Annotated in this window: 19 protein-coding genes; 12 read left to right on the plus strand and 7 right to left on the minus strand. The window is 65.2% G+C overall.

Annotated features, from left to right (window positions below; all coding sequences use genetic code 11):
• Window positions 1-140: 140 nt before the first annotated feature.
• The 4 genes from ACFOEV_RS19785 to ACFOEV_RS19800 all read right to left on the minus strand — a co-directional run bounded on the left by ACFOEV_RS19785 (window position 141) and on the right by ACFOEV_RS19800 (window position 5,713).
• On the minus strand, window positions 141-1,073 hold the full coding sequence (locus tag ACFOEV_RS19785; RefSeq protein WP_386776616.1) for a hypothetical protein: 933 nt from the start codon (window positions 1,071-1,073) through the stop codon (window positions 141-143).
• A gap of 131 nt (window positions 1,074-1,204) precedes the next feature.
• The gene (locus ACFOEV_RS19790) at window positions 1,205-3,694 is read right to left on the minus strand and encodes a PAS domain-containing hybrid sensor histidine kinase/response regulator (protein ID WP_386776617.1); all 2,490 of its coding nucleotides are present in this window, start codon (window positions 3,692-3,694) and stop codon (window positions 1,205-1,207) included.
• 127 nt (window positions 3,695-3,821) lie between these two features.
• Entirely contained in the window at window positions 3,822-4,547 is a 726-nt protein-coding gene (locus tag ACFOEV_RS19795; protein WP_386776618.1) for a response regulator, read from the minus strand.
• 131 nt (window positions 4,548-4,678) lie between these two features.
• The gene (locus tag ACFOEV_RS19800) at window positions 4,679-5,713 is read right to left on the minus strand and encodes a LacI family DNA-binding transcriptional regulator (protein WP_386776619.1); all 1,035 of its coding nucleotides are present in this window, start codon (window positions 5,711-5,713) and stop codon (window positions 4,679-4,681) included.
• 126 nt (window positions 5,714-5,839) lie between these two features.
• Between ACFOEV_RS19800 and ltnD the strand changes: the two genes are divergently transcribed.
• The 11 genes from ltnD to ACFOEV_RS19855 all read left to right on the plus strand — a co-directional run bounded on the left by ltnD (window position 5,840) and on the right by ACFOEV_RS19855 (window position 17,204).
• Window positions 5,840-6,778 carry an L-threonate dehydrogenase gene (gene ltnD, locus ACFOEV_RS19805; RefSeq protein WP_386776620.1) on the plus strand — a complete coding sequence of 313 codons (939 nt, stop codon included), beginning with the start codon at window positions 5,840-5,842 and terminating at the stop codon, window positions 6,776-6,778.
• Window positions 6,775-8,082 (plus strand): 3-oxo-tetronate kinase, encoded by a 1,308-nt coding sequence (otnK, locus tag ACFOEV_RS19810; protein ID WP_386776621.1) that lies wholly within the window; start codon window positions 6,775-6,777, stop codon window positions 8,080-8,082. The genes ltnD and otnK overlap by 4 nt, the downstream gene beginning before the upstream one ends.
• Window positions 8,079-8,726 (plus strand): 3-oxo-tetronate 4-phosphate decarboxylase, encoded by a 648-nt coding sequence (otnC, locus tag ACFOEV_RS19815; protein ID WP_386776622.1) that lies wholly within the window; start codon window positions 8,079-8,081, stop codon window positions 8,724-8,726. The genes otnK and otnC overlap by 4 nt, the downstream gene beginning before the upstream one ends.
• Window positions 8,727-8,754: 28 nt before the next feature.
• The gene (otnI, locus tag ACFOEV_RS19820) at window positions 8,755-9,549 is read left to right on the plus strand and encodes a 2-oxo-tetronate isomerase (RefSeq protein WP_386776623.1); all 795 of its coding nucleotides are present in this window, start codon (window positions 8,755-8,757) and stop codon (window positions 9,547-9,549) included.
• A gap of 28 nt (window positions 9,550-9,577) precedes the next feature.
• Window positions 9,578-10,549: a D-erythronate dehydrogenase gene (gene denD / locus ACFOEV_RS19825; protein ID WP_386776624.1), complete on the plus strand. Its 972-nt coding sequence runs from the start codon at window positions 9,578-9,580 to the stop codon at window positions 10,547-10,549.
• A 97-nt stretch (window positions 10,550-10,646) separates the two neighbouring features.
• On the plus strand, window positions 10,647-11,648 hold the full coding sequence (locus ACFOEV_RS19830; RefSeq protein WP_386776625.1) for a TRAP transporter substrate-binding protein: 1,002 nt from the start codon (window positions 10,647-10,649) through the stop codon (window positions 11,646-11,648).
• 60 nt (window positions 11,649-11,708) lie between these two features.
• Window positions 11,709-12,326, plus strand: coding sequence for a TRAP transporter small permease (locus tag ACFOEV_RS19835; RefSeq protein WP_386776626.1), 618 nt, complete (start codon window positions 11,709-11,711; stop codon window positions 12,324-12,326).
• Window positions 12,323-13,597, plus strand: coding sequence for a TRAP transporter large permease (locus ACFOEV_RS19840; protein ID WP_386776627.1), 1,275 nt, complete (start codon window positions 12,323-12,325; stop codon window positions 13,595-13,597). The genes ACFOEV_RS19835 and ACFOEV_RS19840 overlap by 4 nt, the downstream gene beginning before the upstream one ends.
• A 26-nt stretch (window positions 13,598-13,623) precedes the next feature.
• Entirely contained in the window at window positions 13,624-15,084 is a 1,461-nt protein-coding gene (locus ACFOEV_RS19845) for an aldehyde dehydrogenase family protein (protein ID WP_386776628.1), read from the plus strand.
• 124 nt (window positions 15,085-15,208) lie between these two features.
• Window positions 15,209-16,285, plus strand: coding sequence for a tartrate dehydrogenase (locus ACFOEV_RS19850; protein ID WP_386776629.1), 1,077 nt, complete (start codon window positions 15,209-15,211; stop codon window positions 16,283-16,285).
• 37 nt (window positions 16,286-16,322) lie between these two features.
• Window positions 16,323-17,204, plus strand: coding sequence for an NAD(P)-dependent oxidoreductase (locus tag ACFOEV_RS19855; protein ID WP_386776630.1), 882 nt, complete (start codon window positions 16,323-16,325; stop codon window positions 17,202-17,204).
• Between the two features lie 11 nt (window positions 17,205-17,215).
• Here the strand turns inward: ACFOEV_RS19855 and ACFOEV_RS19860 are convergent, their stop codons facing one another.
• The 3 genes from ACFOEV_RS19860 to ACFOEV_RS19870 are packed head-to-tail and all read right to left on the minus strand — an operon-like array spanning window position 17,216 to window position 20,660.
• Window positions 17,216-18,550: a four-carbon acid sugar kinase family protein gene (locus ACFOEV_RS19860; protein WP_386776631.1), complete on the minus strand. Its 1,335-nt coding sequence runs from the start codon at window positions 18,548-18,550 to the stop codon at window positions 17,216-17,218.
• Window positions 18,550-19,815, minus strand: a complete 1,266-nt coding sequence (locus ACFOEV_RS19865) for a ribulose-bisphosphate carboxylase large subunit family protein (protein WP_386776632.1) — start codon at window positions 19,813-19,815, stop codon at window positions 18,550-18,552. Before ACFOEV_RS19865 ends, ACFOEV_RS19860 begins: the two co-directional genes overlap by 1 nt.
• 17 nt (window positions 19,816-19,832) lie before the next feature.
• The gene (locus tag ACFOEV_RS19870) at window positions 19,833-20,660 is read right to left on the minus strand and encodes a phosphogluconate dehydrogenase C-terminal domain-containing protein (protein WP_386776633.1); all 828 of its coding nucleotides are present in this window, start codon (window positions 20,658-20,660) and stop codon (window positions 19,833-19,835) included.
• Between the two features lie 220 nt (window positions 20,661-20,880).
• Here ACFOEV_RS19870 and nanR point away from each other — a divergent pair, with 220 nt between their 5' ends.
• Window positions 20,881-21,588 (plus strand): transcriptional regulator NanR, encoded by a 708-nt coding sequence (gene nanR / locus ACFOEV_RS19875; protein WP_386776634.1) that lies wholly within the window; start codon window positions 20,881-20,883, stop codon window positions 21,586-21,588.
• The last annotated feature ends 45 nt before the right edge of the window (window positions 21,589-21,633 follow it).

Raw genomic sequence — 21,633 nt, forward strand, 5'->3', positions numbered from 1 at the left:
CGGTTAAACAGGGGCAACGGGGGCCATTGCGACCAAGGTGGTAGACATCGGTGGACAGGTTCGTCTCAGGCCGGCATGCGGCCATGTTGCCGCCTACCCGGGATGACTCCAGGGCAGGCGGCGAGACTATCGAGGTCGGATCAAGCCATCAGCGGAGCCAGGGCGGCGTTGATGCGTTGGCCCTGCTCGGCGGTGATCAGGCGCGTGAGCACGCCGGCGAAGCGCGGCTCCAGCACGCCGGAGACAATGAACTGCCAGCGGTAGGCATCCAGGAACGCCTCGGCGATCCTGGCGTTTTCCTCATCGTTGTGGCGAGGGGCCAACTGCTGGAAGTAGTCGGCGTCCGCCGCGGCCTGTGCCTGGAGGATGCCGTCGACCGCAACGACCAGGTCGATCAGGTCGGTAACGGCCTGCTCGCGCTCGTCGTCGGTGAGCCGGGCGTCCTCGCGCACCCATTCCAACTCGTCGAGGATGGCATGCTGGGATTCTTCCTTCCAGTGATACAGAAAGACGTCCTTGTAGAGCGGATCGATGTGCTGTTGCGGATCGATACTCTGCCGGTAGTGGGCCTGGGTGAACAGTTCGATATGCAGGGTCAGTCCCAGCACCGCCCAGGTCGACTTGCCCAGCACCACCAGCGCCACCTCGTTGGGTTGCGGCAGGAAGCGGTATCCCTCCGGCATGCGGCGGGCGATCATCTGCTCGATGCGTCGGAAGAGCTCCTGGTGCTTGAGTTCCTCGTCGCTGAAACGCACCAGCGCTTCCAGGGCCACCTGATCGCCCAGGAAGTGGTCGCGGCTCAGTTCCAGGATCTTGGCGCAGATGAAGCGTTCCACCAGCCCGAACATGTTGGCATAGGTGCGGCCTTGGATATGGCTATACAGGCGCTTGTCGTCCGTGTTCAGGAAATCCAGTCTGTCGACCCGGGACAGGCCATCCGGGATGAAGGTCTTGCCGAAGTCGAAGTCACGGTCGCGGATGACGTCCTTGTCGATGTCCCAGCGCACGCGCTTGGAGACTTCGATGCAACGGGCATAGCGGTCGACGGCCTGGGCTTGGATCATGGCGGTCATGGTGTGGCTCCTCGTATTGTCGTTTTGGGGATCGCGTTACGGCAGGGCGGCGCGATGGAGCCAGATTAGGCGCGTCTCGTATCCAGGGTATTTCCGTACGCGATGGTATTGTTGCCGAAGTGCTTCAGTGGCTAGTCCTTTGTTGCCGTGCCGGGAGGAGCAGTGGTCAGCAACTCGCTCAACTGCTGGTGAAGGGCCCCGGTGTCCACGGGTTTGCGCAGGAACGCGCGGACGCCGGCGGCAAGCGCCTGGGCATCGGTCAGGTCGTCGCTGAAGCCGGTATACAGGATCACCGGTAGCGCCGGCCAGCGTTGACATAGGGTATGGGCCAGTTGCAGGCCGGTCATCCTGGGCATGGTCTGGTCGGTGATCACCAGGTCGAAGACGGCGTCGCTATCGAGCAGTGTCAGAGCCTCGGTGCTGGACAGCACCACGGTCGGCTCCAGACCCCAGCCGCTGAGCAGGTCGCCCATGAATTCGGCGACCATGGCCTCATCGTCCACCAGCAGGACCCGGCCGGACAGCCGTTGCGGCTGGGCCGGGGGCACGGCCGTCGGCGTAAGGCCGGCGGAGCGATCGGTAGCGGCGACAGGCAGCGGCTTGAACAGCACCCGGAAGGTGGTACCTTGCCCTGCCGTGGTATCGACCAGGATATGGCCGGCGTAGTCATGCACGAGGCCATGCACGGTCGACAACCCCATACCGCTGCTCTTGCCGGTCTGCTTGGTGCTGAAGAACGGCTCGAACATGCGCTCGAGCACGCTATCCGCAATACCGGTGCCCTGGTCGCTGACACACAGCTCCACCCAGTTGCCCTCGACCGGCTGATGACAGGAGCGACAGTGGCCGCCGGAGAGCCGGTGGTGGGATACCGAGACGTCGAGCGTGCCGCCCTGGGGCATGGCATCGCGGGCGTTGATGCAGAGGTTGAGCAGGATCTGCTCGAAGTGCACGGGGTCGATCATGAGCGGCGCGCAGGCGGCCTCGCAACGGGTGGTCAATTCTATGGTGGAAGGGAAGGTGGCGGTGATCAGGTCCACGGACTCCGCCAGGATCGTTGCCAGTTGCAAGGGTTGGGGGGTGCCGTGTTGACCGCGGCTGAAGGTGAGCATCTGTTGGATCAGGTGGCGGGCCTTCTGCCCGGCCTGCTGGACCCGATCCAGGTATTTTTCCAGCTTGGCATCGGGCACTTGGGCCAGGCGCTCCTGGGCCATGACGGTATAGCCTAGCGCGGTCGTCAGGATGTTGTTGAAATCGTGGGCGATACCGCCGGTCAGATGGCCGATGGCCTCCATTTTCTGGGCCTGGCGCAACTGGGCTTCCAGTTGGGCGCGTTCGCGCTCGGCTTGCTTGCGTTCGGTGATGTCGCGCAGGTAGCCGATGAAGATCGTGCCGTCCTTGCCCCGGGCATGGTCGATCGCCAGCTCGACAGGAAATTCGCTGCCATCGGCGCGCATGGCCGTGACCTCCACCCGCTTGCCGATATAGGGGCCGGAGTGGGTCAGGTGAAAGCGTTCCAGGCCTTGTTGATGCGCCTGCCGGTAACGAGGGGGGATCACCAGGTCGGCGAGGGAGCGGCCGACGGCATCCTGCTTGCGGATGCCGAAGCAGCGCTCAGCGGCGGGATTGAAGTCGATAATGTCGCCGTTGCCGTCCATGCCGACGATGCAGTCCAGGGCGGCTTCGACCGTGGCGCGCAGCCGGTCCTCGCTCTTGTGCAGGGCTTCCTCGTGCTCCTTGCGTGCGGTGATGTCCCGGGTAAAGGCGATGATGTGGGCGGTATCGCCCAGCGAGAACCGCTTGAGCTTGACCTCGTCCCAGCGCAGGGAGCCGTCCTTGTGTCGGGTACGCCATTCGAATCGGGTCGGTTGGCCGGCGCGGGCCCGCTCGAAGTGTTGTCGTGCCTCGGCCGCGGTATAGGGGCGGTAGCCCGCGCTGAGGGCGCCGATCGACAGGTGGTGAAATTCTTCCCGCGAATAGCCATAGGTTTCGCAGGCCCGGGGATTGACGTCGAGGATGACGCCAGTGGTCAGGTCGTAGATGAAGACCGCGTCATCCGTGGCCTCGAAGAGCGTGCGATAGTTGGCCTCCGAGCGTTGCTTGGCCGCCAGCATGTGGCGCTGTTCCAGTTCCAGGGCCGCTCGCACGGCAAAGATCTTGAGCAACGACTCGGTCAGCTCGGGTTGGGTCAGTGGCTTGGTGTCCAGTGCCGCCATGATACCGATGGGGCCCCCGGTGGAGGAGAACAGGGGGATCGCGGCATAGCCTTCGGCGCCCAGTTCGCGGAGATGGGGGTCGAGGAAGCGGGCCTGGATATTGTCAGGGTAGAAGCGGTAGCACTGGCCCACCACGTTCCGGCAGGGAGTGTCCCGCAGGGGATAGTCGAAGTTTGCTTCGCAGCGCCCGGCGAAATAGCCACCGATCACGTGCACCACCTCGGGTTCCCTGCCGGCGTAGAGTTCGCCGATAAAGGCATGGGCGACACCCAGGGCCTGGGCGAGATGACGGGCCAACTGGCAGAAGACGTCATTATCGCCAGACGTGCTGCGGGCTTCCGCTGCCAGCCGCAGGGCGTCGACGATGCGTTGTGGCGGAAGTTCCGGCTGGCTGGATGCGCTCATGGGGGCACGCTCCGGTAGCGACACGAACTATGGATGAAGTCTATCTTTCGCCATCGATCCCGAGGGCGACCGGAAACACTTGTGACAACTGAAACGGGCGGGAAACACGCTGGCATTCCCGTCCGGATCATCCCCCGCCGGGTGGCTGGTAGCGATAGCCGGCCCCGCGCACCGTCTTGATGAACTCGGGCTTGTCCGGCGTCGCTTCGATCTTCTTGCGCAGTCGGGCTACCCGAATATCGATACTGCGGTCGAAGGGATCCCAGTCCCGGTTTTGGGTCAGGCCGAGGAGGTCGTCGCGGCTGAGGACGCGATTGGGACGTTCGAGAAAGACCCTGAGCAGGTCGAATTCCATGCTGGTGAGGGGAATCTCGGCTCCCCCGCCATCCAGCAGTCGTCGGCCGTCGAGGTCCACCTGGCAGCGCCCGAAGGGTCGCCATGCTTGCGTATCCGTGGTGTTCGTAGCGGTGGCCGAGAGAGCGGAGGATAGCGGCGGGTAGCGGCGGATCACACTCTTGACGCGAGCCAGCAGCTCCCGGGGATCGAAGGGTTTGCTGACATAGTCGTCGGCACCGACTTCCAGTCCGATGATGCGGTCCACGGTCGCGCCAGCCCCCGAGACCATGATGATGCCGATGTCGTAGTGCTCGCGAATATGCCGGGCCAGGGACAGACCATCCTCATCCGGCAGGCTCACATCGAGCAGTACCACTTGCGGCAGACAGGCTTGCAGCATGGCTCTCAGCTGGGTTGCGCTCTCGGCCTGGCTCACCTGGTAGCCGAACGGGGAGAGATAATCGACGAGCATCTCCCGAATGTCCGCATCGTCGTCGACGACAAGAATGTTGTGCATGCCGGCGCATCCCGCCTCCCATGACGTTCAGAACAAAACCATGCCTGTTCAAGGATTTTAGCACCGGATCGCCAGCCGGTATCTTGAAGTTTGTCGGCAGCGGGAATCATCTGTCAGGTCGGTTGCGTCGCTCAGGTGCTTTCCCCGACCGCCAGTTCGAAGCCGACGTCGACCTGATCGGCATCGAGAGGGCGTCCCTCGATGCGCGCAATCACCTGTTCGGCGGCGATGCGGCCGATGGCCTCGCGGGGCGACATGATGGTGGTCAGGCGTGGTGTCAAATGCTGGCCGAGCGGCAAGCCGGTAAAGCCGCAGATGGCGACATCGTCCGGCACCTTGAGGCCGACACGGTTGGCGTGAAGAATCGCGCCGGTGGCGAGGATGTCGTCGGCGAAATGAATCGCCTCGGTCTGCGGGCGAGTCGTCAGGACATGCTGGAGCGCATGCGCTCCCCGCTCGAGCTCGCTGGCCTCGGGCCACTCCACCAGCGGGGCCTCGATGCCGTGCCGTTCGAGCAGGTCACGGTGCCCCTCGTAGCGCAGCCTGGCGCGGTAGTTTCCTTCCATCTGGGTCCCGGCGTAGACGATGCGTCGATAGCCTCTGTCCAGCAGATGCTGGGTCATGCAGCGCCCGGCATCGTAGTGCGATAGGCCCACATTGAGGTCGATGCCTTTCCCCAGTTCCATGATTTCCACCACCGGCTTCTGCCAGCGCCTGAGCAGGCTGGTGCAGTTTTCCTCATGACGCAGCCCGGTGGTCACCAGGGCCAGCGACGACCAGCCGAGGAAAGCGTTAACCAGCTCGTATTCGCGCTGCATGCTGTAGTCGGTATTGCCCAGCAGGATCTGATAACCGTGCTTCTCGAAGGTGGTCTGCAGGCCCTGGATCACCTCGATGAACACCACGTTGGACAGCGAGGGCACGATCACCGCGATGAAGCGCGAGCTGGCCGAGGCCAGGCTGCCTGCCACCATGTTGCGCACATAACCGACCCGTTCGATGGCCGCCTCGACCTTGTGCCGGGTGGCCTCGCGGACGCTGTCCGGCGAGTTGAGCACCCGCGACACGGTAATCGACGACACGCCTGCCTCCTTGGCCACGTCGTCGAGCGTGGGATTGTTGGCACCTCGGCGCCGTCGCCGCTCCGGGGGTTGCTGGTTAGACATTGGTCGGACTCCTTTCGACAGCGCTTGCATGTCCTTAGAGCATAATCTAAAAAGAATGGTAGCGCTAACATCGGGCGATCGAATTCACGCGTTCAGGTTCACGCGGTCATGGGAGGAAGTGTCAGGATGCAGCAGCAATCGCCAAGCAGTGCGGTCGGAGTGATCGGCCTGGGAGCCATGGGCATGGGCATCGCGAGCGCTTTGCTCGAGGCCGGACTGCCGGTGATCGGCTGCGATGTGTCGGCCTCGACACGGGACGCCTTCGTCGCCCAGGGGGGCAGGAGCGTGGCGACCCCGGCCGAACTGGCCGCTGAATGCGACGTCGTGGTGCTGGTGGTGGTCAACGCCGAGCAGGTCGAAGCGGTGCTGTTCGGAGAACAAGGCGCGGTCGCCGGGCTGGCACCGGGTAGCCTGGTCATCCAGTGCGCGACCGTGGCGCCCAGCTTCGCCAGGTCCTTGGGGGAGCGCCTGACAGCGGCAGGCCTCGAGATGCTCGATGCGCCGATCAGCGGCGGGGCGGCCAAGGCACGCTCGGGCGACTTGTCGGTGATGTCGTCCGGCAGCGAGGCGGCCTACGCCAAGGGCCAGGCGGCACTGGAGGCCATGGCCGCCACCGTCTATCGCCTGGGCGATACGCCGGGAGCCGGTTCCAGCGTCAAGCTGGTCAACCAGCACCTGGCCGGGGTGCATATCGCCGCTGCCGCCGAGGCCATGGCGCTGGGCATGAGCATGGGCATCGACCCCGACACGCTGTATGAGGTGATCACCCACTCGGCGGGCAACTCCTGGATGTTCGAGAACCGGGTGCCGCATATCCTCAAGGCCGACTACACCCCGCTGTCGGCGGTCGACATCTTCGTCAAGGACCTCAATATCGTTCATCAGACCGGTCGCGAGCTGCGCCTGTCGATGCCGGTCGCCGCCAGCGCTCTGCAGCAGTTCACCGCCGCCAGCGGGGCCGGGTTCGGTCGCGAGGACGACGCCGCGGTGATCAAGGTCTACCAGCGACTGTCGGCTCTCGAGCTGCCGGCGGCCAACGACGCGCAGCGGGAGGGCGAGCCATGAGCCTCGTGCTGGGCGCCATCGCCGACGATTTCACCGGTGCCACCGATCTGGCCAATAACCTGGTGCGTGCCGGCATGCGCACCCTGCAGGTCATCGGCGTGCCAGGAGGTGAGCTGCCGCTCGATGATGTCGATGCGCTGGTGGTGGCCCTCAAGTCGCGTTCCTGCCCGGCGGACGAAGCGGTCGACGACTCCCTGACGGCGCTGGACTGGTTGCGGGCGCTGGGTGCCCGGCAGATCTTCTTCAAGTACTGCTCGACCTTCGACTCCACCGACGCGGGCAATATCGGGCCGGTCGCCGATGCCTTGCTGGATGCGATGGAGGCACGCCAGACGGTGATGGTGCCGGCCTTTCCGGCCAACGGTCGCACCGTCTACCAAGGGCACCTGTTCGTCGGCGACCGGCTGCTCAACGACAGCGGCATGCAGAACCACCCCCTGAACCCGATGACGGATGCCGATCTGGTGCGGGTGCTGGCACGCCAGACACCGCATCCGGTCGCCCTGTTGCCTCGCCCGGTCCTGGCCAGGGGCGCCGAAGCGGCGCAGACCCATCTCGACGATCAGGCGGCACAAGGCGTACGCCATATGATCTGCGATACCCTGGATGAAGCGGATCTCGAAGTGCTCGCCGCTGCCGTGGCGGAGTATCCCCTGGTGACCGGCGGCTCCGGGCTCGGCCAGGCGCTGCCCGCCGAGTATCGCCGCCGCGGCTGGCTGGAGACGGTCGACAACGCCGGGCGTCTGGCACCGGCCGGCGGCGCGGCACTGGTGCTGTCCGGGAGTTGTTCGCGGGCCACGCTGGGTCAGGTCGAACATTTCCTGGCGACGCATGACGGCTTCACCTTGGATCCGCTGGCGCTTGCCGAAGGGAGTGGCCAGGTCGAGCAGGCCTTGGCCTTCGCTCGGGAGCGACTGTTCGCTACCGACGGCGGCGAGGCACCGGTGCTGATCTACGCCTCGGCGGCGCCGGACAGGGTCAAGCGTGCCCAGCAGCGCCTCGGCGTGGCCGCGGCCGGGGAATTGGTCGAGCGTGCCCTGGCCGGACTGGCGAAAACGCTGGTGGCGGAGGGCGTGGGCCGGCTGGTGGTGGCCGGTGGCGAGACCTCGGGGGCCGTGGTCTCCGCGCTGGGTATCAGGGAATTGCGCATCGGCGAGCAGATCGACCCCGGCGTGCCTTGGACCCAGACCTACATCAAGGGACACGAGTCGCCACTGTCGCTGGCGCTGAAGTCCGGCAATTTCGGTGGTGTCGATTTCTTTTCCCGAGCCTTCGATGCCCTTCGAGAGGAACGTCTGCCATGAGCGTGCACGACGACAACCGTCTGCGTGAGCAAATCGCCATGTTCGGCCAGTCGTTGTTCGATCGTGGCCTGACCATGGGCTCGAGCGGCAATATCAGCGTGCGGCTCGCAGACGGCGGCTGGCTGATGACCCCGACCAATGCCTGTCTGGGACGCCTCGACCCGGCGCGTATCTCGCGGCTCGATAGCGAAAGGCGGCTGCTGGATGGCGACCGGCCGACCAAGGAGAGCTTCCTGCATCTGGCGGTGTATGGCGAGCGTCCGCAGTCCGGGGCCATCGTGCACCTGCATTCCACTCATTCGGTGGCGGTGTCCTGCCTGCCCGAGATCGACCCTGGCGACTGCATCCCGCCGCTGACCGCCTATTACGTGATGCGTGTCGGCAAGCTGCCGCTGGTGCCTTACCACATGCCCGGCGACCCGACCCTGGGCGACGCGGTCAGGGGACTGGCCGGCAAGCACAGTGCGGTGCTGCTGGCCAACCATGGCCCGGTGGTGGCCGGCAAGTCGCTGGAGGCGGCGGTGTACGCCACCGAGGAGCTCGAGGAGACGGCCAGGCTGTTCCTGCTGCTGCGCGGTCAGAACCCGCGCTGCCTGAGCGATGCGCAGGTCGCCGAACTCGAAGCGCGCTTCCTGCGCGATTGACACCGAACGAGACAGGGAAGGAACCGAGATGATTCGACTGGCCGCCAACCTGAGCATGCTGTTCCCCGAGCACGATTTTCTCGCTCGCTTTTCGGCCGCTGCGGCTGCCGGCTTTCGTGGCGTCGAGTACCTGTTTCCCTATGCCTACGAAGCGGGCGAGCTGCGAGCGGCACTGGATGACAATGGCCTCAGCCAAGTGCTGTTCAACCTGCCACCGGGCGATTGGAACGCTGGCGAGCGGGGACTGACCAGCCTGCCGGGCCGCGAGGCCGAATTTCGCGACTCGCTGGTCGAGGCGCTGCGCTACGCTGAGGTGCTGGACTGCCCGCGTGTGCATGCCATGGCCGGCCTGCTGCCGGAGGACGCCGATGCCGACACTCGCGCGGCCCACCTGGCGACCTATGTCGAGAACCTGCGCTTCGCCGCCGGGGAGCTGGCCAAGGTCGGCAGGACCCTGCTGATCGAGCCGATCAACGGTCGCGACATGCCGGGATTCTTTCTCAATCGCCAGGATCACGCCCGCGAAATCCTGGCGCGGGTAGGGGCCGACAACCTGCGCGTGCAATTCGACCTCTACCACTGCCAGATCGTCGAGGGTGACCTGATTCGCAACCTGGAAGCGCAGTTCCCGCATCTCGGCCACGTGCAGATCGCCGGCGTGCCCGAGCGTCACGAACCGGATCGCGGCGAGGTGCATTATCCGGCCCTCCTCGAACGCCTCGAGGCGCTGGGCTATGACGGCTGGGTGGGTTGCGAGTATCGACCGGCCGGCGACACGCGGGCCGGCCTGGGCTGGGCCGCCGCCTATGGGCTGACGCCATGAATAGCGAGACGACCACAAGGAACACGCCATGCATGTTGTGATCACCGGCGCCGCCGGCTTTCTCGGACAACGCCTGACCCACGCGCTGCTGGCGCGCGGGGAACTCGACGGCCGACCGCTGTCGCGGCTGACGCTGATCGATCGGGACGCCCCTGTCCCGCCATCCGACCAGCCTCTCGAGATCGTCTCGCGAGCGGTGGACATTACCGCCCCCGGCGCCCTGGAGTCGGTCCTGGATGAGCGCCCGGACATGATCTATCACCTCGCGGCGGTGGTCAGCTCGGCGGCCGAGGCGGATCTCGACCTGGGACTGACGGTCAACTTCGATGCCACACGCGCGCTGCTGGAAGGCTGCCGCGCCCGGGAGCTGTCGAGCACACGCCTGGTCATGGCCAGTTCGGTGGCGGTCTACGGCGGCGAACTGCCCGCGGTGCTCGACGACATGACCGCCCTGACCCCGCAAAGCTCCTACGGCACCCAGAAGGCCATGGGCGAGCTGCTGATCAACGATTACAGCCGTCGTGGCCTGGTCGACGGCCGGGTGCTGCGCCTGCCGACCATCGTCATCCGCCCCGGCCGACCCAATGCCGCGGCGTCCAGTTTTGCCTCGAGCATCTTGCGGGAGCCGCTCAATGGTGAAGAGGCCATCTGTCCGGTGCCGACCGACCTCGACTTGTTCGTCATGTCGCCCGACCGGGTGATCGAGGCGCTCGTGCATGGAGCCGAGGTGGCGGGGGAGGCCTTCGGCGCCTCGCGCAGCCTGATGCTGCCGGGCATCACCGTGAGCGTTGCCGAGATGCTCGACACCCTGCGTGAGCAGGGCGGCGAGGAGGCCCTGGCACGCGTCCGCCACGAGCCGGATGCACGTATCGAGGCCATCGTCGCCAGCTGGCCGGCACGCTTCGCGACCCGCAAGGCCGAGCGACTCGGCTTCGTGGGCGACCGGAACTTCCGCGAGATCGTCGAGGCCTTCCTCGCCGACCCCGCACGAAACGACTGATATCGGGTTCGCGTTCGCGCGGCTCGACCAGCAAGGTGCCAGCGGACTTCGCCGCTGGCCACCACCACCAGCGTTAAACCTGCAAGAGGACACAACAATGACAGTACGCTTCGCTCGCAACGCCCTGAATGCCGCCATCGCCGGTGCCTCCACCCTCGCCCTGGCGGCGGTCAGCTTCAATGCCCTGGCTGCCCAGAGCATCACGGTGGGGCACACCACCTCCGACAACTCGCACTACTCGGTCGGCGTCGATGCCTTCAAGGAAAAGCTCGAGGAACTCAGTGGTGGTGAATTCACCGTCGAGGAGCATCCTTCCGGTGCTCTCGGGGGGGAGCGCGACATGATCGAGGGGCTGCAGATCGGTACGCTCGATGCCGTGGTCACCTCCACCGGGCCGCTGGGCAATTTCGTGCCGGAAACCTATGTGCTCGACCTGCCGTTCCTGTTCAAGGACTACGCCCAGGCGCGCTGTGTACTGGACGGCGAGGTCGGTCAGGATCTATTGGCCAAGGTCGGTGAGCACGAGCTGGTCGGCCTGGCCTGGTCCGAGAATGGCTTCCGTCACATGACCAATAGCCAGCGCGAGATCAATACGCCCGAGGATGCTGCCGGATTGAAGGTTCGCACCATGGAGAACGAGATGCACATGGCGGCGTTCCGCGAGATGGATGTGCACCCCACCCCCATGGCCTTCCCCGAGGTCTTCACCGCCCTGCAGCAGGGTACCGTGGACGGTCAGGAAAACCCGATCCCGGTGATTCTGACCAGCAACCTGTGGGAGGTGCAGGACTACCTATCGCTAACCGGTCATGTCTACTCGCCGGCGATCATGCTGGCCTCGCCGATCCTCTGGGAGGGGTTGAGCGAGGAAGAGCAGGGCTGGTTCATCGAGGCGGCCCAGGCCGGGGCCGAGGCGACTCGTGCCGAGGTCTCGCGGCTCGAAACCGAGGGGCTGGCGGAACTCAAGGAGAAGGGCATGACCGTGGTCGAGGATATCGACAAGTCACTGTTCCAGAATGCCGTCGAACCGTCCTACAAGGGCTACACCGACCAGTACGGCAGCGAAATGCTGGATCGTATCCGTAACAGCGACTGCTGATCGTCCCGATCTGCCCGCCCCGGTGTTATCGCCGGGGCGGGCCGACGCAAGGTGAATGTCATGGTGGAATTCTTTCTGCGTATCGAACGCTTCACGTCGCGCATGGCGCTGGTGGCTGCCGTCCTGATGCTGGTCGTCTCGGTGACCATGGGCTTCTATCAGGTGCTGACGCGCTTCGTCTTTGATGCGCCGTCGACCTGGTCCGAGGTCATGGCACGCTCGACGATGATCTGGTGCGTGTTCCTGGGTGCCGCGGCGAGCTTTCGCGGCGGCTACATGATGGCCGTGGAGGTCATCTACAAGCTGGTGCCGAGGCGCCGCTTGATCCTGGTGGAGAGCCTGATCGCCCTGTGCTGCATCATCTCGCTGGTGGTGCTGATCTATTTCGGTACCGCCATGACCTGGCGGGTGCGCTCGCAGGTACTTTCGGGGCTGGGGATCTCCATCTCCTGGGCCTATGCCGCTATTCCTATCGGTGCCGGCTTCTCGTTATTGGCGGTATTGGCACGCTTGTTGGCCCAGGCCACCGGCCGTGAGCCGGTCGGTATTGCCGACGCCGACATGCCGTCTGCCCATGACCGGCAACCAGTGGCGGAGCCTTCGCTTGCAACGCCGTCGGAGCCTGAATCGCCTGCCGTCTCCAACTCGTCTCGACTCACCAGGAGGGCTCGCTCGTGAACGCAGCCATCGGCCTGTCGCTGATCATTCTGTTCGCCCTCGGTGTTCCCATCGCCGTCTCGATCATGCTGGCCTCGATCATCGGTATCGAGTTCTTCTCGCGGCTGCCGCTCTTGATGGTGCCCCAGCGGATGTTCGTCGGCATCGACAACTTCCCGCTGATGGCGATTCCGTTCTTCATCCTGGCCGGCAACCTGATGGCGGCGGGTGGTATTTCCCAACGTCTGGTGGATCTGGCCAAGTCGATCGTCGGCGGGCTGCAGGGTGGCCTGGCCATGACCTGCGTGTTGACCTGCATGATGTTCGCCGCGGTCTCCGGCTCGAGCGTGGCGACCACCTTCGCCATCGGTTCGATCCTGATTCCGGCGATGGTCAAGCACGATTATCCCAAACCCCTGGCGGCCTCCATTCAGGCCTCCTCCGCGGAGCTCGGCGTGCTGATCCCGCCGTCGATTCCGCTGATCCTGTATGGCGTGAGTACCGACACCTCGATCGGGCGGCTGTTCATTGCGGGAATCGGCCCCGGCCTATTGATCGGCGGGGCGCTGCTGCTGTTCCTGTTCCTGTTCTGCAAGGTGCGCGGCTACGGCCTGCGGGACCGCGAGGACCGCTCCGATTTCCCCTCGGCCTTCAAGCGGGCCTGGGTGGCGCTGCTGATGCCGGTGGTGGTCATCGGCGGCATCTACGGCGGCGTCTTCACCCCCACCGAGGCCTCAGCGGTGGCGGTGGTCTATGCGCTGATCGTCGGCGGCCTGATCTATCGCGAACTGCCCCTCACGGAACTCTGGCCGATCCTCAAACAGAGCGTGATCTCCACCGCCACGGTGATGCTGATCATCTCGGCGGCGGCGTTGTTCAGCTTCCTGATCAGCCGCTCGGGGCTGCCTACCCAGGTCGCGGCCTGGGTCACCCAGGTTTTCGACAGTCCGGTCTCCTTCCTGCTCGCCGTCAACGTGATGCTGCTGGTGATCGGCATGTTCGTCGAGACCTCCGCGGCGATCCTGGTGCTGGCCCCGATCTTCACGCCGATCGCCATCCAGTACGGTATCGATCCGGTGCATTTCGGGTTGATCGTGGTCGTCAACCTGGCGCTGGGCATGTTCACCCCGCCGCTCGGCGTCAACCTGTTCGCCGCCTGTGCGGTGGCCAAGCTGTCCATCGACCAGTTGATTCCCTGGCTGCTGCGCTTCGTGCTCGTGGTGCTGGCCTGCCTGATCGCGATCACCTACCTGCCCTGGATCTCGCTGGGGCTGGTCGATCTCCTTTACTGACACCGACTTGAAGAGAGGGAACAACGATGCGTGACCTTCCTGCAATGCCGCCTTGTGCCGCGTTGATTGCCGGTGAGTGGGTGCGTACGCCGCATGTGCTGAGCGTCGAGGCCCCCGCCACCGGCAAGACGCTGGCCGAGATCGCCCGCTGTGAGGCGGAACATGTCGAGAATGCCGTCATGGCGGCGCGTCAGGCCTTCGACGGCGAGTTGGGCGACTGGAGCCAGTGGTCGGCGCGTCGGCGTGGCGAGTGGCTGTATGCCTTCGCCGCGGCGATCGATGCCGACGCCGAGTCGCTGGCCGCTCTGGAGTGTGCCGATACCGGCAAGCCGATGAGTCAGGCCAAGGGCGATATCGCCGTCTGTGCCCGCTATTTCCGCTTCTATGCCGGGGCCGCCGACAAGCTGCACGGCGAGACCATTCCCTTCGAGACCGACTACGCGGTGATGACCCTGCGTGAGCCGTTCGGCGTCTGTGCCCAGATCATTCCCTGGAACTATCCGGCGCAGATCTTCGGGCGCTGCGTCGCCGCGGCGCTGGCGGCGGGCAATACCGTGGTGCTCAAGCCCGCCGAGGATGCCTGCCTGAGCATCCTGCGTCTGGCGCAGATCGCCATGCAATGTGGCCTGCCGCCCGGTGTGCTCAATGTCATTCCCGGGTTGGGCAACGAGGCCGGTGCGGCGTTGGCCGCGCATCGACGCATCGATCACCTGTCGTTCACCGGTTCGCCGGCCACCGGCACGCTGGTCACCCAATCGGCGGCGGCCAACCACGTTCCCGTGACCATGGAACTGGGCGGCAAGTCGCCACAGGTGGTGTTCGCCGATGCCGATCTGGACGCCGCGCTGGCGGCGGTGGTGCGCGGCATCATCCAGAATGCCGGCCAGACCTGCTCGGCGGGCAGCCGACTGCTGGTCGAGGCCTCGTGCTACGACGAGGTGCTGTCGCGCCTCGCCCAACGCTTCTCCGAGTTGCGTTGCGATGCCGGTGAGAACGATCCGGATTGCGGGCCGCTGATCAATGCCCGCCAGCGCGCCAAGGTCGAGGAGTGTCTCGCCGCCGCCAGGGCCGATGACATCCGCGTGGTGGCCGAAGGGCGGCTGGCCGAGGATGCCCCGGCCGAGGGGCACTTCGTGGTGCCGACGCTGCTGGCCGATATTCCCGAAGGACACTACGTCACCTGCGAGGAGCTGTTTGGCCCGGTGCTGGCGGTGCAGCGTTTCGAGGACGAGGAGGACGCCGTGCGCCTGGCGAACGCGACCGACTTCGGCTTGTGCGCCGGTGTCTGGACGCGCGACGGCGGTCGCCAGTTGCGCCTTGCCAAGCGCATTCGCAGCGGCCAGGTGTTCGTCAACAACTACGGCGCGGCCGGTGGTATCGAGTTGCCGTTCGGCGGCGTCGGTCGCTCCGGCCATGGTCGGGAAAAAGGCTTCGAAGGCCTCAAGAGCTATACCCAACTGAAAACCATCGCCATCCGTCACGGGTAGCGATACCAACACCGCGTTCAGCAGCGCTTTTCATGGCTGCCAACGGGTCTGCATGGGCGACCCGCGGCAGCAGGGACCTCTGCGTGCGCGCTAAACGCCATCAGGCGGTTGCCGGAGTGAAAACATGACATACAGGATTGCCGTATTGCCGGGTGATGGGATCGGCCTCGAGGTCGTGCCGGAGGGACTTCGCGTCCTTGAGGCGGCGGCGAAGCGCTTCGACCTGCCGCTCGAGTTCGAGCCCTTCGATTTCGCCAGCTGCGCCTATTACCGGCAGCATGGCGACATGCTGCCGGACGACTGGTTCGAGATCCTCTCGAAGTTCGATGCCATCTACTTCGGCGCGGTGGGTTGGCCCGACACGGTGCCCGATCATGTCTCGGCGTGGGGCTCGCTGCTCAAGTTCCGCCGCGCCTTCGACCAGTACGTCAACCTGCGCCCGTGCCGGCTGATGCCGGGCATCGAAAGCCCGCTGAAAGGCCGGGTCCCGGGGGACATCGACTTCCTGGTGGTGCGCGAGAATACCGAGGGCGAGTATTCGCGGCTCGGCGGCAAGGTCTTCGAGGGCACCGAGCGTGAAGTGGTGCTGCAGGAGACCATCATGACCCGGGTCGGCGTCGACCGGGTGCTGAAGTATGCCTTCGAGCTGGCCCGGTCGCGGCCGCGCAGGAAGCTGACCTCGGCGACCAAGTCCAACGGCCTGTCGATCTCGATGCCCTACTGGGACGAGCGGGTCAAGGCGATGCGGGCCAACTTCCCCGATATCGAGGTCGACCAGTACCACATCGATATCCTCACCGCGAACTTCGTGCTGCACCCCGACTGGTTCGATGTGGTGGTGGCCAGCAATCTGTTCGGCGACATCCTCTCCGATCTGGGCCCGGCGTGTACCGGCACCATCGGCATCGCGCCCTCCGGCAACATCAATCCCACGCGGCAATATCCCAGCCTGTTCGAGCCGGTGCACGGTAGTGCGCCGGACATCGCCGGCAAGGGTATCGCCAACCCCATCGGCCAGATCTGGTGCGGGGCGATGATGCTCGAGCATCTCGGCGAGGCCGAGGCGGGGGCGGCGATCGTCGGGGCCATCGAGGCTGTCCTCGAACGCAGCGACACGGCAGTGATCACGCCGGACCTCAAGGGCACCGGGGCGACCGGGACGCTGGGGCGTGCCGTCGCCGAGGCGCTCGAACTACGCTGATATCTGGATCCGAACAATGCAGGAGGGAGAAGTCCCGATGAGTAGAACCTACCGAGTGGGCATGGTGGGCGTCGGCTTGATGGGCCATGGCATCGCCTTGAGCCTGCTGCGTGCCGGCCACGACTTGTGTTTTCTCGATCACCCCGGCAACCAGCCGGTCGACGATCTGCTGGGGACCGGTGCGGTCCGCAAGCTGACGGCCCGCGAGGTCGCCGAGGCCTCGGAAGTGGTGATCCTGTGTGTGACCGGCACCCCCCAGGTCGAGAGCGTGCTGTTCGACGCCGGCGGGGTGCTCGACGGGTTGCGGCCCGGCACCGTCATCGTCGATTGCTCCACGGCGATTCCCCGCTCGACCGAAGCCACCGCCGAGCGTGTCGCCGCAGTGGGAGGACGGTTCATGGATGCCGCCATGACACGCACCCCCAAGGAGGCGGCCGAGGGGCGACTGAATCTGATCGTGGGGGCGTCGGACGAGCTGTTTCGCGACGTGCGACCGCTACTGGAGAGCTTCTCGGAGCATATCACCCACGGCGGTCCGGTGGGCTCGGGCCACAAGCTCAAGCTGCTGCACAACTATGTGTCGCTGGGCTTCACCGCGGTCCTGTCGGAAGCGACGGCGGCGGCTCGCAAGGCGGGTATTGCCGACGATGTCTTTCTCGAGGTGCTGGGTAACGGCGGTGGCGGTGGGGTGGTGCTCGAGCGCCTGCGGCCGTTCATCGTCGCCGAAGATCCCTCGGGTTTCCGCTTCAGCCTCGCCAACACCCTCAAGGACGTCGGCTACTACAACGCCATGGCGACGGATGTCGGGGCATCGCACCATGTGGCCGAGATCATCGAGGCGCTCTACCGCGAGGTCAACGACCAAGGGCATGGCGAGCGGCTGGTGCCCGAGCTGATCCAGCTCCTGGAAGCACGCTAGCCGTGTGACAGTTACGAGGCGTCGGCGTCGCGAATCTTGCCGAAGTAGGCATCGCTGCCGATCTGCCCGCCCTTGAAGGCGATCTCGAGCCCATCGAAGGCGGGATTGTCGCTGTGCGCGGTGCACAGCGGCGAGCCCGGTGTTTCCGGTAGCGGGAGACGGGTCGTCAGTGCATGAATGCCCAACTGCTGCAGCGCGTGGCTGGAGGTGTCGCCGCCGGCGACCACCACCCGGGTCAGCCGTTCCTGCACGACCAGCTCGCGCAGGATTAGCCCCAGTCGCCGCCCGATACCGTGCCGAGCCTGCTCGGTACTCAGCGAGCGGTCGTTCGTCTCGGGTCCCAGGGCGGTGTAGAGCACCACGCTCTTGCCCTCTCGCAGCGCCGTCAGTGCCTGCGCCAACAGTTCGTCCTGCATGGCATCGGCCGTGGCGTCACTGGCGAGGCGCGCCACATCGATACCGATGGCACGGAAGCCGTTTTCCTGGGCCCAGCGGATCTGCCGTGCGGTGGTCTCGGAACAGCTGCCGGAGACCACCGCGATGCGCTCCACGGCACCGGGGTTCTCGAAAGCTGGTGGGGCATCGATCAGGCCCTGGCGACGCCACTCGGCGAGCAGGGCATATTCGACCCCGGACGAGCCGACCACGAAGCTGCCCTCCGGCCGGCGCGTGCGCCACAGCTGGTGCCCGACGGTTGCCTGGCTCGTTGGGTCGAGCACATCATAGAGCAGCGCCTCGTATCGACGCTGCCAGTCGTCGACGCGGGCATCGAGGTCGTCCGCGGTGAGCGACACCACGTCCACCAGGCCGATATCGAGCGCGGTCTGGTGGCTCAGGTGCCGGCACAGGTCGGCCTCGGCCATCGGCGTGACCGGGTGGCGCGACATGACCGGATGACGGTCGATGCGATGGACCTCACCCTGGGCGGCGGCGAAGAGCTGGCCGAACGCGGTGTAGCGCTTCATCTGCGGCACGCCGACCACCAACGGCACGCAGGACTGCTCGAACTGTTCGCGACCGATCTCCAATGCGCAGCCGATGCTGCCGACTTCGGGGGCGCTGTCGAAGGTGGAGCAGGTCTTGTAGTGGCAGAAAGCGGTATCCAGGGAACGTAGCCATGCCAAGGCGGGCGTCAGGTGTTCATGCATCCAGGCGGGCGATTCGCTGCGACTGGTGCCGGCCAGGCCGATGGCTCGGCAGTCGGCGAAGCGCGCCAGTTGCGACGCCTCGGGAATGGCGGTGAACAGCACCGTCGGTACGCCCTGGCTGCTCAAGGCCTCCATGACATCCGTCGAGCCGGTCAGGTCGTCGCCGTAGTAGGCGATCAGCGGCGTGTCGGCTCCCATCAGCGGAAGGCCTCCAGTGCCTGGGCGAGTTCGCGGTGCTCACGGGCGTAGTCGCCCAGTGCCACGCCTTGGACTGCCGCTTCCCAAGCCTGGCGCAAGCTACGGACTCCCGCGCCGATACCGCCGGGGTGGGCCATGATGCCGCCGCCGGCGCAGTAGATCAGGTCGGTGCTGGCGATGGCCTGATAGGTATCGGCGGCCTGGGTGGCGGTCTGGCCCGAGGAGAACACTGGCATCACCTCGCAGCCCGGCGCGGGCGGCTCGAACATCGGCGTCAGGCAGGCACGCGCGCTGGCGATGACACTGGCATCCTCCTCGCTGAACTTGTTGCGCAGGCCATTGACGTGAATGTGGTCGACCCCGGCCAGGCGCCACAGCTTGTGGTAGGCGTTGAAGCTCATGCCGAGATGCGGCGAGCGACTGTACAGGCCCCAGCCGGCGCGATGGCCGTGCAGCGCCACCTGACAGTGGCGGCGCAGATGGGTGACGCCGGCCAGCCCGACGCTGTTGATCGCGACCATCACGCAACTGCCACCGGCGGCGACCACATGGTCGTGGTTGTCGAGCATTTCGTCGATGTCGCCGGTGACGTTGAAGGCGTACATCACCTGACGCCCGGTGCGTGCGGCATGGGCGTTGATGATCGGCATGACGGCATCGACCCGCGCCTTGAGGGGGTTGTGAGGCCCGTTGGCCTGCAGTTCATCGTCCTTGATGAAATCGATGCCGCCCTCGACCAGTTCCCTGACCACGTCGGCGGTCTGCTGTGGCGACAGGCCGACGCTGGGCTTGATGATGGTGCCGATCAGCGGGCGTCGCTGAATGCCGGTCAGTTCCCGCGTCCCGGCGAGGCCGAACTGGGGGCCTGGGTAGGCGTCGGCGAAGCTCGGCGGCAACGTCAGGTCGAGGAGCTTCAATGCCGAGAATTCCTTGAGCTCGAACAGGTTGCCGGCGACGGTCGACATCAGGTTGGGCAGCGATGGGCCAAGGTTGGCGATCGGCCAGGAGAGGGTGACGTTGCCGCGCCGGTAACGAGATACGCCGGCCTGACCCGGTATCGGCCGTGACGGTAGCGAGGGGACAGCGACGCTCTCCAGCGGCTCGATGCGCTCGACGATGGCGCCATGGTTGGCGCGCAGCGCGTCGGTTTCGTTGGCCAGCCGGGTGAAGGTGCCGGAGGATTGCTCGCCGGCCATGACCTCGGCGGCCCGTGCCAACGGGTAGGGCGTTTCGATGAAGTAGGTGGCAAAGATACGCTCGGTCATGGGCCGGCTCCACGAGGTCAGGTGATGAGCCGGATGCTTTCGGCAATCTCGTCGCGCTCGAAGACCCGCTTCCAGTCGTCGCGCATCAGCAGTGGTTTGCCGTTTTCGATCGCCTTGTTGCAGGCATCGGAAAAGGCCCCGGGCTGTTCGTCGAAGATCACCGCGCCGAGGATGTTCATATGGCCGAGCAGGAAGTCGCGGGCGCACTGCTGCGACACGCCGCGACTGACCACTTCGTCCATGGCCTCGCGCATCACCGACAGCAGGGTGGCGCAGACGGTCTCGGACAGGCCGGGTTCGAGCAGCGCCATCTCATCGACGGAGACGCGATGCGAGCGGCCCACCGGCGCGTAGATGGTGCGTGCGATTGTCTCGCCGAGCGCATAGCTCTCCTCGGGGCCCTGCATCAGCGCGCTGACGATATGCTGGGTGGCCTTGTAGCCGCCGAAGAAATCCTTCTTGGCCTCCATTTCCGTCTCGTCGTTGAAGATCGACGGATGGCAGGGATGAGTGACGAAGTAGGTCAGGTCATCTCGTGCCGGCAGGTGGCCGGCGAAGGGGGCCGCGGCGTCCAGCGTGATCACCATGGTGCCGGACTCCATCATTGGCGAAAGCTGGTGAGAGATTTTCCCGACCAGGGTATCCGGCACCGCCAGGATGACCACGTCGGCGCCGGGCACGGCCCGATCGGCGTCGCGGCAATCGATGCCCAGTTCTTCCTTGAGCCGGACACGCCCCGATTCGCTGACTTCGACATGGCTCACGGAAAATGCCGAGCCCTGGAGATTTCGTGACAGCCGAAAGCCCATCTTGCCGCCGGCACCGATCAACGCGATGGTGGTCATGGTTTACGCCTCGTTCTGGTGTGGAGAGCTATTGCGTCGTGGAGCGAGTGTGATGTGAAGCTATTGAGGAAATGTGAGGGGGTTATCATTGGGAAACTGGTATAATGACATAATAAGTATGCCAGTCTGTCAAACACAACTTTAGTCGTGGTGGCGCTGATTGCCGGTGATTTGCTGGGTATGCTGCGATCTTGCCGATCATTGACTGAAGGCCGTTATCATGAGTGATGTCTTGAAGATCCCGCGCCGCAAGCTGTCCGATGAAGTCTTCGATCGGCTCTATGCCATGCTGCTCAATGGCGAATATGTCCCCGGCGATCTGCTGCCCTCGGAACGGGAACTGATGGAGTTGTTCGGCGTGGGGCGACCGGCCATTCGCGAGGCCATGCAGGACTTGGAGCGGCTGGGCCTGGTATCGATCCAGCACGGCCAGCGTCCGCGGGTAATCGCGCCCACCGCTTCAGAAATGCTGGCACAGATCGACCTGACGGCGATGCACATGCTTTCCAGCTCGCCGCAATCGTTGGAGCATCTGAAGGAAGCCCGGGCCTTTTTCGAACTGGGCATGGTGGCGCGGGCCGCAAGAGTGGCCAGTGACACGGACATCGCCAGCCTGGAAGCCGTACTCGAAAGACAGCGCGCCGAGCTGAACCGCGATACCGGCGCCTTCATCAAGGCCGATATGGCCTTTCACTCCACGATTGCCGAAATCACGGGAAATCCGATCTTCGTCGCGGTCAGCCATGCCATGCTCAACTGGCTGGCGCACTTTCATGCCACGGTACTGCACTGGAAAGGCAACGAGCACATCACCCTGGAGGAGCATGCGCGGATTCTCGATGCGATCAGGGCCCACGACGAAGCGGCGGCGATCCGCGAGATGCGGTCCCATCTCGATCGGGCACGCAACCTCTACAGCCTGACGTGAATGTCACCATGCAGAAAGGCAACCCGCAACACGTCCAATGACGAA

This window comes from Litchfieldella rifensis (assembly GCF_042646605.1).
Classification (GTDB): domain Bacteria; phylum Pseudomonadota; class Gammaproteobacteria; order Pseudomonadales; family Halomonadaceae; genus Litchfieldella; species Litchfieldella rifensis.

What these genes read in the sequence shown, in the direction of transcription:
- ACFOEV_RS19785 (WP_386776616.1), bottom strand. Translation starts at nt 1,073, where the DNA reads ATGACCGCCATGATCCAAGCCCAGGCCGTCGACCGCTATGCCCGTTGC.
- ACFOEV_RS19790 (WP_386776617.1), bottom strand. Translation starts at nt 3,694, where the DNA reads ATGAGCGCATCCAGCCAGCCGGAACTTCCGCCACAACGCATCGTCGAC.
- ACFOEV_RS19795 (WP_386776618.1), bottom strand. Translation starts at nt 4,547, where the DNA reads ATGCACAACATTCTTGTCGTCGACGACGATGCGGACATTCGGGAGATG.
- ACFOEV_RS19800 (WP_386776619.1), bottom strand. Translation starts at nt 5,713, where the DNA reads ATGTCTAACCAGCAACCCCCGGAGCGGCGACGGCGCCGAGGTGCCAAC.
- ltnD (WP_386776620.1), top strand. Translation starts at nt 5,840, where the DNA reads ATGCAGCAGCAATCGCCAAGCAGTGCGGTCGGAGTGATCGGCCTGGGA.
- otnK (WP_386776621.1), top strand. Translation starts at nt 6,775, where the DNA reads ATGAGCCTCGTGCTGGGCGCCATCGCCGACGATTTCACCGGTGCCACC.
- otnC (WP_386776622.1), top strand. Translation starts at nt 8,079, where the DNA reads ATGAGCGTGCACGACGACAACCGTCTGCGTGAGCAAATCGCCATGTTC.
- otnI (WP_386776623.1), top strand. Translation starts at nt 8,755, where the DNA reads ATGATTCGACTGGCCGCCAACCTGAGCATGCTGTTCCCCGAGCACGAT.
- denD (WP_386776624.1), top strand. Translation starts at nt 9,578, where the DNA reads ATGCATGTTGTGATCACCGGCGCCGCCGGCTTTCTCGGACAACGCCTG.
- ACFOEV_RS19830 (WP_386776625.1), top strand. Translation starts at nt 10,647, where the DNA reads ATGACAGTACGCTTCGCTCGCAACGCCCTGAATGCCGCCATCGCCGGT.
- ACFOEV_RS19835 (WP_386776626.1), top strand. Translation starts at nt 11,709, where the DNA reads ATGGTGGAATTCTTTCTGCGTATCGAACGCTTCACGTCGCGCATGGCG.
- ACFOEV_RS19845 (WP_386776628.1), top strand. Translation starts at nt 13,624, where the DNA reads ATGCGTGACCTTCCTGCAATGCCGCCTTGTGCCGCGTTGATTGCCGGT.
- ACFOEV_RS19850 (WP_386776629.1), top strand. Translation starts at nt 15,209, where the DNA reads ATGACATACAGGATTGCCGTATTGCCGGGTGATGGGATCGGCCTCGAG.
- ACFOEV_RS19855 (WP_386776630.1), top strand. Translation starts at nt 16,323, where the DNA reads ATGAGTAGAACCTACCGAGTGGGCATGGTGGGCGTCGGCTTGATGGGC.
- ACFOEV_RS19860 (WP_386776631.1), bottom strand. Translation starts at nt 18,550, where the DNA reads ATGGGAGCCGACACGCCGCTGATCGCCTACTACGGCGACGACCTGACC.
- ACFOEV_RS19865 (WP_386776632.1), bottom strand. Translation starts at nt 19,815, where the DNA reads ATGACCGAGCGTATCTTTGCCACCTACTTCATCGAAACGCCCTACCCG.
- ACFOEV_RS19870 (WP_386776633.1), bottom strand. Translation starts at nt 20,660, where the DNA reads ATGACCACCATCGCGTTGATCGGTGCCGGCGGCAAGATGGGCTTTCGG.
- nanR (WP_386776634.1), top strand. Translation starts at nt 20,881, where the DNA reads ATGAGTGATGTCTTGAAGATCCCGCGCCGCAAGCTGTCCGATGAAGTC.